Annotated in this window: 13 protein-coding genes; 8 read left to right on the top strand and 5 right to left on the bottom strand. The window is 64.4% G+C overall.

The window, feature by feature from the left end; genetic code table 11:
- Nucleotides 1-2 precede the first annotated feature (2 nt).
- Together LK459_RS03370 and LK459_RS03365 are read right to left on the bottom strand one after the other, a co-directional pair.
- Nucleotides 3-2,357 (bottom strand): glycoside hydrolase family 65 protein, encoded by a 2,355-nt coding sequence (locus tag LK459_RS03370; protein WP_007239410.1) that lies wholly within the window; start codon nt 2,355-2,357, stop codon nt 3-5.
- Nucleotides 2,354-3,064, bottom strand: coding sequence for an HAD family hydrolase (locus LK459_RS03365; RefSeq protein ID WP_227921824.1), 711 nt, complete (start codon nt 3,062-3,064; stop codon nt 2,354-2,356). The genes LK459_RS03370 and LK459_RS03365 overlap by 4 nt, the downstream gene beginning before the upstream one ends.
- Before the next feature lie 160 nt (nt 3,065-3,224).
- Between LK459_RS03365 and LK459_RS03360 the strand changes: the two genes are divergently transcribed.
- The 4 genes from LK459_RS03360 (at nt 3,225) to rsmA (ending at nt 7,418) form a co-directional block, all read left to right on the top strand.
- Complete coding sequence (locus LK459_RS03360; RefSeq protein ID WP_227921823.1) at nt 3,225-4,082, top strand: PhzF family phenazine biosynthesis protein; 858 nt, start codon at nt 3,225-3,227, stop codon at nt 4,080-4,082.
- 179 nt (nt 4,083-4,261) lie between these two features.
- Complete coding sequence (locus LK459_RS03355; RefSeq protein ID WP_227921821.1) at nt 4,262-5,239, top strand: TatD family hydrolase; 978 nt, start codon at nt 4,262-4,264, stop codon at nt 5,237-5,239.
- A gap of 215 nt (nt 5,240-5,454) precedes the next feature.
- Complete coding sequence (locus LK459_RS03350) at nt 5,455-6,540, top strand: resuscitation-promoting factor (protein ID WP_227921819.1); 1,086 nt, start codon at nt 5,455-5,457, stop codon at nt 6,538-6,540.
- Complete coding sequence (rsmA, locus tag LK459_RS03345) at nt 6,504-7,418, top strand: 16S rRNA (adenine(1518)-N(6)/adenine(1519)-N(6))-dimethyltransferase RsmA (protein ID WP_227921817.1); 915 nt, start codon at nt 6,504-6,506, stop codon at nt 7,416-7,418. The genes LK459_RS03350 and rsmA overlap by 37 nt, the downstream gene beginning before the upstream one ends.
- A 58-nt stretch (nt 7,419-7,476) precedes the next feature.
- On the opposite strand, the gene LK459_RS03340 is transcribed toward rsmA, so the two are convergent.
- Entirely contained in the window at nt 7,477-8,466 is a 990-nt protein-coding gene (locus LK459_RS03340; protein ID WP_227921815.1) for a TIGR03557 family F420-dependent LLM class oxidoreductase, read from the bottom strand.
- Between the two features lie 82 nt (nt 8,467-8,548).
- Between LK459_RS03340 and LK459_RS03335 the strand changes: the two genes are divergently transcribed.
- On the top strand, nt 8,549-9,217 hold the full coding sequence (locus LK459_RS03335; RefSeq protein ID WP_227921814.1) for an HAD family hydrolase: 669 nt from the start codon (nt 8,549-8,551) through the stop codon (nt 9,215-9,217).
- A 77-nt stretch (nt 9,218-9,294) separates the two neighbouring features.
- Here the strand turns inward: LK459_RS03335 and LK459_RS03330 are convergent, their stop codons facing one another.
- Complete coding sequence (locus tag LK459_RS03330) at nt 9,295-10,695, bottom strand: MFS transporter (protein WP_227921812.1); 1,401 nt, start codon at nt 10,693-10,695, stop codon at nt 9,295-9,297.
- A 185-nt stretch (nt 10,696-10,880) separates the two neighbouring features.
- Nucleotides 10,881-11,615 carry a GntR family transcriptional regulator gene (locus LK459_RS03325; RefSeq protein WP_227921810.1) on the bottom strand — a complete coding sequence of 245 codons (735 nt, stop codon included), beginning with the start codon at nt 11,613-11,615 and terminating at the stop codon, nt 10,881-10,883.
- Nucleotides 11,616-11,766: 151 nt separating this feature from the next.
- On the opposite strand from LK459_RS03325, the gene LK459_RS03320 reads away from it, so the two are divergent.
- The 3 genes from LK459_RS03320 to LK459_RS03310 all read left to right on the top strand — a co-directional run bounded on the left by LK459_RS03320 (nt 11,767) and on the right by LK459_RS03310 (nt 14,434).
- Nucleotides 11,767-12,450, top strand: coding sequence for a hypothetical protein (locus LK459_RS03320; RefSeq protein ID WP_227921808.1), 684 nt, complete (start codon nt 11,767-11,769; stop codon nt 12,448-12,450).
- A 1-nt stretch (nt 12,451) separates the two neighbouring features.
- Nucleotides 12,452-13,366: a PDR/VanB family oxidoreductase gene (locus LK459_RS03315; protein WP_227921806.1), complete on the top strand. Its 915-nt coding sequence runs from the start codon at nt 12,452-12,454 to the stop codon at nt 13,364-13,366.
- Between the two features lie 90 nt (nt 13,367-13,456).
- Entirely contained in the window at nt 13,457-14,434 is a 978-nt protein-coding gene (locus LK459_RS03310) for a 4-(cytidine 5'-diphospho)-2-C-methyl-D-erythritol kinase (RefSeq protein WP_227921805.1), read from the top strand.
- The last annotated feature ends 43 nt before the right edge of the window (nt 14,435-14,477 follow it).

The raw sequence follows: 14,477 nt of genomic DNA, 5'->3' as shown, positions 1-14,477 counted from the left end.
GTTTAGTCGCGGTGATAGGGCTCGCAGCCGACCGGGGCCTTCGGTGGCTCACGGTGCTCGATCTCGGCGATGTCCTTGGTGACGGGATGCTCGTCGGTCAGGGTGAACTTCTCCCCGTGGTGTGAGAGGTCGATCTTCGGACCGGACAGCAGCCGGTAGGTTGCCGTCTGCTTGTCGACGGCGACGACGATCTTGGAATCGCGCACCGTCATGCGGAACGACATGTACGTCAGCCGTGGTGGGAGCCGCGGCGCGAAGGTGATGTGTCCACCGAAGTCACGCATCCCACCGAATCCCGCGACGCAGTCCATCCACGCGCCCGCGAGGGCGGCGATGTGCAACCCGCTGCTCACGTTGTTGTGCAGGTCGTGGAGGTCGGTGAACACCGACTCCGCCAGCAGGTCGTAGCTCAGGTCGAGGTACCCGACCTCTGCTGCGGTGACCGCTTCGCAGCACGCCGACAATGACGAGTCGCGAACTGTGAGCGGGTAGTAGTAGTCGAAGTTGCGGAGCTTCTGCTCCTCGGTGAACGCCCGTCCGAACATGTACATCGCGAACACCAGGTCGGCCTGCTTGACCACCTGCTTGCGATAGAGGTCGTAGTACGGATAGTTGAGCAGCAGAGGGTATTTGCCCACCGACGCTGCGAAATCCCATGCCCCCAGGAGTGTGAACGCCTCGCACTGCTGGTGCACACCGAGCGCTTCGTCGAAGGGGATGGTCATGTCATCTGCACACGATTCCCAGTGCGCCGCTTCGGCATTCGTCACACCGTACTTCTGTGCGAGGTCGGGCCGGCGATGGACCCACGCCACACCGTCGCGCAGCGCGAGCTGTGCCGCGAGGTTGGTGAACACGTTGTTGTTCACGACCGCGGTGTACTCGTCGGGGCCGGTCACACCGTCGAGGCGGAATCGTCCGTTGACGTCATGGTGTCCGAGGCCGGCGAATAGGCGTGCGATCTCGACGAGAAGTTCGACGCCGCACTCGGTTTCGAACTGCTCGTCGTCGGTGGCGCGCATGTACCGTGCGGTCGCGTTGGCGATGTCGGCGCTGACGTGCACGCCTGCGGTGCCGGCGGGCCAGTAGCCCGAACACTCGTCGCCGTTGATGGAGCGCCACGGGAACATGGCGCCACGTTGCCCGAGCTCGGCTGCGCGCGACTTCGCCTTGTCCATCGTCGAATGGCGCCACCGCAATTCCTCACCTGCCGCGGCCGGCACGGTGTAGGTCAGCATGGGCAGGATGAAGCTCTCGGTGTCCCAGAACGTGTGGCCGTCGTATCCGGGGCCTGTGAGTCCTTTCGCCGGGATGGCACGTGACTGTCCGCGGGCTCCCGCCTGCAGGACGTGGAAGAGGGCGAACCGCACCGCCTGCTGGACCTCGGCGTCGCCGTCGAGTTCGATGTCGGCGTCGCGCCAGAAATCTTCCATGTAGGCGATCTGCATGGCCTTGAGCGATTCCCAGCCGGTCTCCATCGCCATGGCCAGCGCGGCGTCGACCTGGGCGCGAAGCGCGGGCACCGACCGCCGTGCCGACCACCCGTAGCCGATGTACTTGGTCATCTTCAGCGTGGTGCCCTGCGGGACGTTGGCTGCGATGGTGAGTCGGGCCAGATCGTCGTCGGCGCGGATGAAACTGTCTGCGGCGCCCGGAAAATCGATCTGGTGATCCATGCCCGCAGCCATGTGGAGTCCGGACTGTTTGGTGTGGTGCACCAGAATGCCCCAGTAGTTGCGGCACGTGGCGAGGTCGGAGACCAGCGGCGACTCCAAGGCGGCGGCCAGCCGCGGATCGTTGCCGGGAATCGGAATCGGCTCGTTGGCAAGCAGATCCGACTGCAACACGAGCTTCATGTCCTCGCCGATAGGCTCCACCTCGTAGTGGATCGCGGCGATTGTGCGTTTCGTGAACGACACGAGCCGCTCGGACTTGATGCGCACGGTGCGGCCGGTCGGCGAGGTCCAGAGGGTGTTGCGCCGTAAGGTGCCGGTCCGAAAATCGAGGGTCTGCGAGTGCTCTTCGGTCCTCCCGTACCGCAGATCCATCGGCTCGTCCTCGACGAGCAGTCGGATGATCTTTCCGTCGGTCACGTTCACGACAGTCTGACCGGATTCCGGGTAACCGTAGCCACTTTCGGCGTACGGCAGGTCACGCAGCTCGTAGAAGCCGTTCAGATAGGTGCCGGGATGATCGACAGGCTCGCCCTCCTCGAAGCTGCCACGAAGTCCAATGTGGCCGTTGGAGAGTGCGAACAAGGTCTCGTTGCGGCCGAGCGCGTCGAGATCGACTCCACGCCAGTGCAACTGCCAGGGATCGATGTCGAATCCTGTGGTCTGTTCAGTGGTGCGGCTCATGCGGGGATCATCTCATCGAGGTCGTTGACGACGACGTCGGCTCCTGCAGTGCGCATGGCCTGCGCCTGATTGCCGTCGACCCGGTCGATGCCGACGACGTAGCCGAAGTGCCCGGCCACACCTGCCTGCACCCCCGAGATCGCGTCCTCGAAGACGGCGGCTGCGCTCGGTTGGACCCCCATCAATTCTGCCCCCAGTAGAAACGAGTCGGGCGCGGGTTTTCCGCGCAGTCCACGTGCGGCCGTCTCCTGGCCGTCGACACGCACTTCCACGAATTTCGCCAGGTCCGCAGCGTCGAGCACCGCTTCTCCGTTCTTCGACGAGGTGACCACCGCTATGCGTAGACCCGCATCCTGGGCCGCTTGCAGGTAGCGCACCGACCCGGGATAGGGATTCACGCCGTCGGATTCGAGTGTGGCCAGGAACATCGCGTTCTTGCCCGATCCGATCTTCTCAACCGTCGCGTCGTCGACGTCGTCGATTCCCCGTGACGAGAGAAACGCCCGCACGCCGTCTTCGCGCGGACGACCGTCGACATAGTCGAGGTAGTCCTGATCGGTGAACGGGACGAAGTCGTCGCCGTCGCGGGCGCGCAGGAAGTCGTCGAAGGCGGCCTTCCACGCAACGCGATGCAGGACGGCAGTACTCGTGAGAACGCCGTCGAGGTCGAATAGGGCGACCGAGATCTGTTCTGGCAAACCCAACACGTCCGACACGCTACCCGTCCGGGGAGTGCATGGCGCGGTATGCGCGCCGAGTCGATGTCGGCACTGCGGTCGCGAGGCGGTCCATCGAGATGTTCACGGTGTGGGGCAGTCAGCGGCAATTCGCTTTACAACGTCCGTGTGCGGCGGTGAGCATGGAGTCATGTCTTCGACGCAGGGATCGCGGCGTTTCGCCCAGGTGGATGTGTTCAGCTCTAAACCGTTGCGCGGCAATCCCGTTGCGGTGGTCATCGACGGCGACGGGGTCTCCGACGACGAGATGGCGGCGTTCGCTCGCTGGACTAACCTTTCGGAGACCACATTCATCCAGTCGGCCACCGATCCGGCGGCCGACTACAGACTGCGCATCTTCACGCCCGCGGGTGAACTCCCGTTCGCCGGCCACCCCACCCTCGGCTCGGCGCATGCCTGGCTGGCCGCAGGAGGTGCGCCGCGCGGGTCGAGCATCGTCCAGGAGTGCGGTGTCGGACTGGTGTCGGTCAGACGCGACGGTGATCGGGTCGCTTTCGCGGCGCCGCAACTGCGACGGTCGGGGGCCGTCGAGGAGGCGCTCGTCGACGAGGTCCTGCCTTCGCTCGGTCTGTCCCGCGAGCACGTGCTGGCGGCCGAGTGGATCGACAACGGGCCGCCGTGGTTCGTCCTTGAACTCGACTCGGCGCAGCGGGTGCTCTCCGCGGAACCCGATCTCGCCGCGCTCGCGGCCTACGACGTCGGGCTCCTCGGTCGATACCCGTCTGGCCACCCGGACGATCCGAACGTCGAGTTCGAGGTCCGCGGCTTCGCCGGTGGGGCAGGCGTCGGAGAGGACCCGGTGACCGGAAGCCTCAACGCAGGCATCGCTGTCTGGCTCCGCTCGACCGGGCGGGTCGGCGAGAGCTACGTGGCCTCGCAGGGCACCGCACTGCAGCGCTCGGGTCGCGTCTACGTCGACGACGACGGTGGGAACATCTGGGTCGGCGGCCACTCGACCACGGTCATCAGCGGGACTGTGCACCTCTGACCGCCGGGGCACCGGTTGACCACCGAGGGCACCGGGCAGGTCGTCGAGGGCACCGGTTGACCATCGAGGGCACCGGTGAAGCGTCGGCGATTCCCGGTGCTGTCGGCGCGCAGCGTGGTGCTGTCGGCGTGATCTGTGGTGCTGTCGGCGTTAGGAGCGTCACCTCTAGAGTCGTGACCATGACGGAGGAAGCACAGGATTCAGCCCGTCCGGCCGGTTCGAAGTCTGTCGCACCGCAGGACCCCGACCCCGCGCAGGACCCCGACACCGCGCAGGCCCCCGACAGCGCAGAGCGCACCGAGAGCGCGAAAGCGGCGAAGAAGCGTCGTCGACGTGAGCCGCCGCCGGACCCGACGCCGCTGTACGGGCTGATCGACGCGCACACTCACCTGGCTGCATGCGGCGGACGTTCACCGGAGACCGTCCGCGCGATCGTCGATCACGCCGAGAGCGTCGGGGTCGAGACGGTGATCACAGTTGCCGATGACATGGTCGACGCCCGCTGGGCGGTATCCGCCGCGGACTGGGACGACAGGGTCTACGCCGCGGTCGCGCTGCATCCGATGCATGCGGACGATCTCGACGACGCGACCTCACGCGAGTTGGCACAGATGGCCGAGCACCCCCGGGTGGTCGCCGTGGGGGAGACGGGCCTGGATTACTATTGGCCCGCCCGGTCCGACGACTGCGCGAAGCCCGAGATCCAGCACGAAGCGTTCCGCTGGCACATCCGGCTCGCGAAGAGCATCGGGAAACCGCTGATGATCCACAACCGCGAGGCCGACGGCGATGTGTTGGACATCCTGGCTGATGAGGGCGCTCCCGACACCGTGATCATGCATTGCTTCTCCGGTGACCAAAACGTTGCCCGCGAGTGCGTCGAACGCGGTTACTACCTGAGCTTCGCGGGCACTGTGAGCTTCGCCAATGCCTCGTCGTTGCGTGACGCCGCTCGCGTCGTCCCCGACGAGCTCATCCTCGTCGAAACCGACGCCCCGTTCCTGACGCCGGATCCGTATCGGGGACAACCCAATCAGTCATACTGTCTGCCGTACACGGCCAGGTCGCTCGCGTCGACGCGTGGAGTCGACGCCGAATCGTTCGCCAGGACGCTCGGAGACAACGCGCGACGCGCCTACCAGCTACCTTTGCGGTAATCGCCCCGCCTCGTTATCGTATTGTGATCCCGCGTGAAGGTGGGCGTCGATCGACCGGATGACCCGGTCATCCTCGGGAGTGATCTCGAGGTGATGAGGCCGCATGACGAGCCTCGAGGGACACGCCCCTCTGACGCCTGATGCGGGTTGACGTTGTTGCCGATCAGGATGCCTGGACCTTGTCTGTACTTGCCAAAATCCACAACTCAGAATCGATGCGCGCCCGTGTGGCCGTCGGTGCCGTGCTCGCCACCCTCACTGCGGGTGGCATCGCCGGTGTCGCGATGCACAAGAACGTGACGCTCGACGTCGACGGGCACACGATGAAGATCTCGACCATGTCGATGTCGGTCGACTCGGTGCTCCGCTCGCAGGGCTACACGCCAGCCGCGGGTGACCAGGTCAGCCCCGGGCCCGATTCGGGATTCGGTGACGGCAGCACCATCACCATGAAGCGACTCAAGACCGTCGTCCTCGACGTCGAGGGCCGCAAGGAGCAGGTCAAGACGACTGCGGTGAAGGTCGACGAACTGCTCGCCGAAAAGGGTCTCGCCCACGGCGAAGAGGACGCCAACTTCTCGGTGGACGGGTCCATCCCGGTCAGCGGTGCCGTGGTCGATGTCACGCTGCCCAAGCCGGTCACCGTCGTCGACGGCGGAACCCGCTTCACGACGACCGTCCCCGCATCGACCGTCGCCGAGGCATTGACCGCAACCGGCAAGCCGCTGTCCGACGAGGACAAGGTCACGCCAGCCGCGGACACCAAGGTCACGCCGAACATGGTCATCGACGTCACCCGTATCCGCACCGAGCAGGACACCGTGCTCGAAGACGTCGCACCGCCCGAGAACAAGCAGGACGACCCGACCCTCGTGCGCGACAAGAAGGTCGTCGTGAACCCGGGCAAGCCGGGACGCGCGAATGTGACCTACAACGTAACCATCGTCAACGGCAAGGTGGTCAAGCGCGACAAGGTCTCGGCAGATCAGATCGCAGCCCCCGTCGCCGCAACCGTCAAGATCGGCACCAAGGAAGGCGCTCCCGACGTGCCGGACGGCTCGGTGTGGGATCGTCTCGCGCAGTGCGAATCGACCGGCAACTGGGCGATCAACAACGGTAACGGCTTCTACGGTGGCATCCAGTTCGACCAGAACACCTGGGACCGCTGGGGTGGCCAGGAGTACGCACCGCGTCCCGATCTCGCCTCGCGCGAGGAACAGATCGCGATCGCACAGAAGACCCTCGCGGCACAGGGGTGGGGCGCGTGGCCGGCCTGCTCGTCGAGTCTGGGCCTGCGCTGACGGACGACGCCGCGGGCGGCGCGACCGTCCCGAGGCTGCTCGGTCCGGCACAGATCCGACAACTCGCCGCCGAGCTCGACGTCCGTCCCACCAAGACCCTGGGTCAGAACTTCGTCCACGACGCGAACACTGTTCGACGCATCGTCACGGCATCCGGAGTCGGTCCTGACGACACGGTTCTCGAAGTCGGTCCCGGGCTGGGTTCGCTCACACTCGCATTGCTCGGCACAGCAGGCCGGGTGGTCGCCGTGGAAATCGATCCGAAGCTGGCGCGGCGACTACCGCGCACTGTCGAGGAGTTCGCTCCGCAGCGTGTCGATGCACTCGACGTGGTCACCGCCGACGCCATGGCGGTGACCACCGCAGACCTTCCTGTCACTCCGACTGCACTCGTCGCCAACCTGCCGTACAACGTCGCGGTGCCTGTCCTGTTGCATCTCATGGCCGAATTCCCCACGATCGCAACGGCACTTGTGATGGTGCAGGCCGAGGTGGCCGATCGTCTCGCTGCCGGGCCGGGTTCCCGCGTCTACGGGGTGCCGAGCGTCAAGGCGCGCTACTACGGCGACGTCGCTCGTGCCGGGGCGGTGGGGCGCAACGTGTTCTGGCCGGAGCCGAAAGTCGAGTCAGGTCTCGTGCGCATCACGAGAACAGACCCCTACGTGGACGAACCAACCACGCGGGCAGAGGTGTTCGCTGCCGTCGACGCCGCTTTTGCGCAACGTCGCAAGACGATGCGCTCCGCGCTGGCGACATGGGCCGGCTCTCCCGCCGAGGCCGAACGACGATTGCGTGCCGCGGGTATCGACCCGCAGATCCGCGGCGAGAAACTCGACGTCGGCGATTTCGTGCGTCTCGCGGCCGTCGAACCCGCCTGAGCTGCCGAGTGGGCGCTCGGAACCGTCGACCGTGCGCTCGGGACCGTCGACAGGGCGCTCAGCCCGCGGCTGACCGCAGCTTCGCGAGCAATGGTTTGGCGGCCTCGTCGAAGAAGGCCTGCTGCGAGTCGGCGCCGATCTGGACGAGTGCGACATCGGTGAAGCCCGCTTTCCAGTACGCGCTCACTGACTCGACGATCGCATCGAGGTCGGGTCCACACGGGATCGACGCCGCGACGTCGTCGGGGGTGACGTACTGTGTCGCGGCGGCGAACCCGGCGGTGGTGCGCAGGTCGGCGTTGACGTCCCAGCCGCCACCGAACCAGCGGAATTGTTCGTGCGCGCGCTTTTTCGCGACCTCGGGATCAGGATCCCAACAGATCGGGATCTGGCCGATGGCCCGCGCGTCCGCACCGATCGTGGGCGCGTCGTCGACGTCGTTCCACAGGGAGATCAGCGACTCCTCCGGTTGTACGGCGATGAGGTGGTCGGCGATCGGCGCGAACTGCCCGATACCGCGTTCGCCCGCGACGGCGACCCCGATCGGCACACCGTCGTCGGGGACGTCCCACAGACGGGCGGAGTCGACCTGGAAGAACTCGCCCCGGTAGTCGAGCAGACCGCCGTCGAGCAGTGCACCGATGATCTCGATCGCCTCAACCAGCATCTCCTGCCGATCACCGACCGACGGCCAGCCCTCGCCGACAACGTGCTCGTTGAGGTTTTCACCGCTGCCGAGTCCGAGGGTGAATCGCCCCTCCGCGAGAAGCTGCAGCGTCGCTGCCTTCTGTGCGACGACGGCCGGGTGGTAGCGCATCGTCGGACAGGTCACATAGGTCATCAGCCCGACGCGCTCCGTGGCGTGCGCTATCGCGCCGAGCACAGTCCACGCGTAGGGAGCGTGGCCCTGCGCCGACAGCCAGGGGGAGTAGTGGTCGCTGGACACCTCGAAGTCGAAGCCCGCGGCTTCGGCGCTCACCGCATCCCGGACGAGTTGTCGGGGTCCGGCCTGCTCGGTCATCAGGGTGTAGCCGAATCGAATTGCCATGTCGTGAACTCCATCGGTCGCGATCGTCGAGATTCTGACAGGGTGGGAGAGGGGGCCGCCTGCTGGACCGTGAGGAGAATCGATGACGAAAGATGTCAGCTCAGATGCCGTGGACACCGTGCTCCTCGATGTCGACGGTACGCTCATCGATTCGACGTACTGGCACGCTTACGCGTGGCAGCGTGCGTTCGCAGGGCGCGACTTGACGCCTCCGTGGTGGCGGATTCACCGTGCCGTCGGCATGGGTGGCGACCTGCTCGTCGGAGAATTGTGCGGGCAGCAGGTCGAGGACCAACTCGGTGACCAACTTCGCGACGAGTGGGCCGATCGATACCGCGAGGTACTCGACAAGGTGCAACCGTTTCCGCGGGTGCGTGAACTGGTCGCAGGGCTGACCGACGCGGGCTACACGGTGGCACTCGCGTCCTCGGGCGCACGCGAATTCACCGATGCCGCTCTGGAATTGATCGGCATGACCCGCGACGACTTCGCTGCGGTGACCAGCTCGGACGACGCTGAGCAGTCCAAACCCGCCTCCGATCTGCTCCATGCGGCTCTCGATGCTGCGGGCGGGTCTCGCGCGATATTGGTTGGTGACAGCGTGTGGGACGTCGCCGCGGCCAACCGGCTTCCCGGCCCGTGCGTGGGGGTGAAATCAGGCGGCATCGCGGCGGCAGAACTCCTCGACGCCGGGGCGGCGCTCGTCGTCGACGACGTCGCAGCGCTCGTCGAGCGGCAGTGGCGCCCCTGACGCCGCCTGGATGTCGACATTACGACTCACCAGGATCTCAGGCCAAGAAGGCTAAGAACGTTTAGGTGACGCAGTCTTCATTTCGTATTGGCGGCAGCGCGACTGTCTTCACGCACGGTAATTGAAGAGTCTCTGACCGCGGGGTCCGACGTTTCTCGTACGGCTTGGGTAATAATGGTGTCGGTGGTTACTGCATCTAGGTCCGCACCTACGGATTCCCGCATCGTGAATGTCGTCAGTACACCCACAAGTCCGACGAGAGCGAGGTAGGCAGCGGGGATTAGCCCCCACGACGTCAACGAGGATAGCCAAGTCATCAGGAAGGGCGTCGTGCCTGCAAAGATCGCGGCGGTCAGGCTGTACCCGACGCTCAATCCTGCCTGGCGAACGGGAGTCGGAAACAACTCTGCAAAAGTGGTGGCGTGGACGGCCAAGACTGCGGCGACCAGAACTCCGAGTAGAACAGTCGCCGCGATCATCCCGGCGGTACCGCCCTGTTTCATCCATACGAACAGGGGGAACGCTGCGATCACCATGCCAACGCCTGCTGCTAGCAGAATTGGTTTGCGGCCGACGCGATCAGAGAGATGCCCAAACGCTGGGACCAGAAGACAGCCTGCGAGCGACGCCAGGGTTGATGCCAGAGCTGCCTTGCCTGCATCGAAGCCAAGTTGTTCGGTCTGGTAAGTAACCAAGTAGACCAGAACGAGATAGAACGAAACGTGCTGCATGATCTCGATGCCGAACATCCGGAACAGTGTGAGTCGGGTGGAACGGTCAGCCACTAGCTCGGTTAGAGGTGCCTTGGACTTCTGCGACGTCTCCTCGAGTTCGAGGAATGCCGGGGTGTCCTCAGTGCATCGACGAATGAGATATGCTGCGATGCCTAGGGGTGCTGCCGCGAGAAACGGAATGCGCCATCCCCACGTCTCCAATTGGTCGGTCGTAAGTGTGGTGTCAAGAACGAAGACGACCAACGACGCTGCCAGGAAACCGAGTAGGCTGCCCACTTCAAGCCCACTGACACAGAAGCCGCGGCTTTTTCTTGGCGCGTGCTCTGCGAGAAATGTCGCAGCGCTTCCGAATTCGCCCCCGGCGGCGAGACCTTGTAGCAACCGCGCCGAGATGAGCAGAATCGGGGCCGCGATGCCGATCGTGCTGTAGCCGGGCAACAGGCCAACGACCAACGTCGCCGCCGACATGATCGTCACAACCAGAACCAGGGAGCGCTGTCGGCCTATTCGGTCGCCCAGCGGTCCAAATATGAGTGCACCCAGTGGCCGCACAGCGAACGAAACGGCGAAGACGGCGAGTGCCGCCAACACGCCGGCGACGTGATTGTCGGATGGGAAGAAGACATCGGCGATAGTGCCAGCCAGATACGCGTATGCAGCCCAGTCGAACCAGTGGACGAATACGCCGACCGAACCGCCGATCAGGTTGATCGGACGAATGCGGGGGGTTGTTGTGTCGCTCATGTCGGTCTCCTCGTGACCTAGGCGCTGTACAGCCTCTGAGATGTGAACCCACACGGCGCACGGAGTGCGATGAGTGAGTGCTGCCGGTTGGGGCGCTTCCCGGTTCTGCCAATCGTGCACAAGGAGGGGGGCTCGGTCGAACACCTATTTCCGACTATCTGCATCGGTTTTTCAGATGGACCTGGTCAGTTCTCTGGGTAGCCCTGGGCGCGTAGGTACTCCGTGAGCATCTCCAGCGACGCTGAAATGTGGCCTCGCATCGCCATGCGGGCCGACTCCTGGTCTCCCGCTGCCAGTCGATCGAGTAACTCGGCGTGGTCGCTGACATAGAGCCTTAGTAGATCCTCAGAGCTACGGATGGCACGGAAGACCGCATCTTTGGGGAAAAGTCTGGTGAGCGAGGCAATTTCGTCTACGAGGCGCGAATTGCCGGATTCGTTGTGGACCAGAGTATGGAACTCGTCGTTGAGCGCGCGTAGCTGTTCCACGGTGTTCGGGGGGATGGTCGCAATGTCGCTCGGTTGCGCTAGCGCGCCCATCACGTCGTTGATCCTGTGCTGGGTTGAAATGAGGCGTGCGACCGAGTCGGGATCGCGCCTACGCGCAACGCGGGCAGCCGCGAGCGCTTCAAGTTCAGCGCGAATCTCGTATACCTCGGCCAACTGCTGGAGCGTGGGAAGGTCAATGACGGCAGACTTGTTAGGCACCAACCGAATCAGGCCGGAGCCGTGAAGCCGGTTGAGGACGTCGCGCGCCGGCGTGCGGCTGACTCCGAAGCGTGAGCAGATTTCTGCTTGGCGCAGCTGATATCCACGCGGATATACGCCCTGCAGGATCTCGTCGGAGTAGACGGCTGCGATTTGGTCTACGACGCCGACTGGCGCGATCGTGCTGCGCACGGGGTCTGTATTGCTCGCCATCGGACGATCGTATGCCGCAAGCGACGTCCATCCATCGAGGCCCGAACGGAAATGGGGGGTTGATCGGGGGCGAGAGAAATTGTATACATGTATCCAATCGGGCCCAATATTTGCTGGCGCGACCACACACACTCGCTCTCAGGAGGAACCCATGGCCAACGTCCGCAACATCCGCGGTGGTAACGGCATCGACGAAATTGCCGACGAACTCGATGAACTTCTCGACTCCGTGCAGAAGTCCACACACCGTGCGACGAGCGCGTTCTTCGAGTCGTTCGATCTCGACCCCAATCCGGCTCGGCTCGCTAAATGGCTCGCGCCGCGGTGCTGGCGTGAGATCGACTACGTGTTTCTTCTGAACGAGGAAATCGCCAGGTACGGAATGCAGTTCGACCGCAAACACATAACCCTTCTTGCGAAGCAGTCTTTCCAAGAGGCCGAGCACTACGAGATGGTTGGACGCGCGATCGAATCGCTTGGTGGTGAGGTGCCTACGACAGTTCCCGAGGAGGCTGTGCCATGGAGCAAGTTCATGTGGGAGTGCCTCGACCGACATCCACTCGCTGCGATCGCTGCGTGGAACCTTTCGGAGACCTCTGCCGAGGGCAGCTTTGAAGCAACGTTTCAGGGAACAGAGCGCCACGGTCTCGATGAAGTGACGCGCATCTACAAACAGATCGAGCGTGACGAGAAGTTCCACGTCGGGCTTGGTCGTCAGATGCTCAGCCGATACGCCCACACGGATGCCGATCGTGCAGAGATTCTGCGTGCGATGCAGGGTATGCACGACATTGCGTGGACGGTCTTTACGCCCGAATCGGCCGGAGTTCACTGACATGGTGTCGGCGACAGTCGTCGACAAGCGTGTCGTGGCAACCGATGTCATCGAACTGATCCTTCTGCCGGAGGGCGGCAAGGTGTCGTGGCAGCCTGGTTCTCATATTTCCGTCGACCTAGGATCGCTGGGTATCAGGCAGTATTCACTGTGTGGACAAGTCGATGCCGAGACTCTGACAATCGCCGTCCGCAACTCAGGCGGTGAAGTCTCGAGCGCGCTACACCACGGTGTTGCGGTTGGAGACTCGTTGGATGTCGCCGCTCCCGTCAATGCATTCGAGCTTGAGGAACACGCCGACTACGTCTTCATTGCTGGCGGAATCGGGATCACGCCACTCATCCCAATGATCAGGCACGTCGACGCTGCCGGTGCCCCTTGGCGCCTCATTTACACGAATCGCGGCGCGGACCGCATGGCATACCGAGACCTTTTCGTTCACGATCCACGGGCGCGACTTTTTACAGAGACGCGTCCGGTATTGAGCGACGTTCTTGAGGGCTCATACGAAGGCACCGGGGTTTACGCGTGCGGGCCGGTCGGCATGCTCAATGAACTACGACTCGGGTTTGAGTGCTTCGACTTCGCTGGGGCATTGCGAACTGAATCGTTCGAGCCAGCGTCTGCGGCGCCATCAGGAGATGACGCCGATTTCGTGGTGCGCGTCGGTTCCGGTGGTCGCCCGCTGAATGTTGCTCCGTGGGAGAGTGTGCTCGATGTTCTTGAGAGAGCGGGCTACGAACTCGCGTCGTCGTGTCGAGCAGGCATCTGCGGCACCTGCGAGGTGAGGGTGCTGGCTGGCCTCCCGGATCATCGCGACGACGTACTTTCTGACGACGAGCGGGAAGTGGGAGCCGTGCTGCTTCCCTGTGTGTCGCGCAGTCTCACCGACACTCTCGTTATCGATATCCCATGATGAACCGTCCGCAATCGTCCACCGCTGATTGGTTTGTCGCCGAGATCGTGATTGCCTCACCTGACTCACGGTCCATTACGCTGGAACATTGTGTCTCCTACGTCGTTGTCGGTCGTGTCCGACGCCGTCCGCGTGCGGGTGCCCGCCAAGGTCAACCTGCACCTCGGCGTCGGACCGCTGCGCGCCGACGGCTACCACGATCTCGTGACGGTCTTCCAGGCGCTCTCGATCTACGACGACGTCTCTGTCGCGCCGGCGACGGACCTGAGTGTGTCGGTGACCAGGGACAACGGCAAGGGTGTCGGCTCACGTGAGGTGGCCGACGTTCCGGTCGACAACTCCAATCTCGCTGCACGCGCGGCCGTCGCGCTCGGTGCGTACGTGGGTAGGGAGCCCGCCGTCTCGATCGACATCGTCAAACGCATTCCGGTCGCCGGCGGGATGGCGGGCGGCAGCGCCGACGCCGCGGGAACCCTCGTCGCCCTGGCAGATCTCTGGAAGCTCGACATCGAGCGCGCAGAACTCGTCGAGATCGCCGCGGGACTCGGCAGCGACGTCCCGTTCTCGTTGCGTGGCGGGACGGCACTCGGCACCGGGCGCGGCGAGCAACTGGTGCCCGTCCTCGCCCGCGGAGAACTGCACTGGGTGCTGGCGCTCGCGCGAGACGGGTTGTCGACGCCCGCGGTCTACCGCGAGCTCGATCGGCTGCGCGACAACAGCTCTCAGGAGGTCGCTACCGGCGACATCGATCCCGAGACTGCGCATCCCGACGCACTCATAGCCGCGCTGGCCTCCGGTGACGCCCGCGCTGTCGCAACTCATCTGCACAACGACCTGCAGCGAGCCGCGCTGAGCCTGCAGCCGACGCTGCGTCGAACACTGCGCGCAGGTGTCGATGCGGGTGCACTGTCGGGAATCGTGTCCGGTTCCGGACCGACGTGCGCATTCTTGTGCGCCGACGAGATGTCGGCGGTCAATGTCGCAGCCGAACTGTCGGGTGCTGGCGTCGCGCGCGCGGTGCGCACCGCGAGTGGGCCGGTTCCCGGGGCGCGTGTGAGCGATGAGTGAGCGTCGCCGCCGCTATCCTGTGCGGGTGCGAGCGCGACGGAGG

Source organism: Gordonia otitidis (genome assembly GCF_020735545.1).
Taxonomy (GTDB): domain Bacteria; phylum Actinomycetota; class Actinomycetes; order Mycobacteriales; family Mycobacteriaceae; genus Gordonia; species Gordonia otitidis.
Note: the sequence above shows the minus strand (reverse complement) of the source record. Positions and strands in the feature narration are given on the sequence as shown.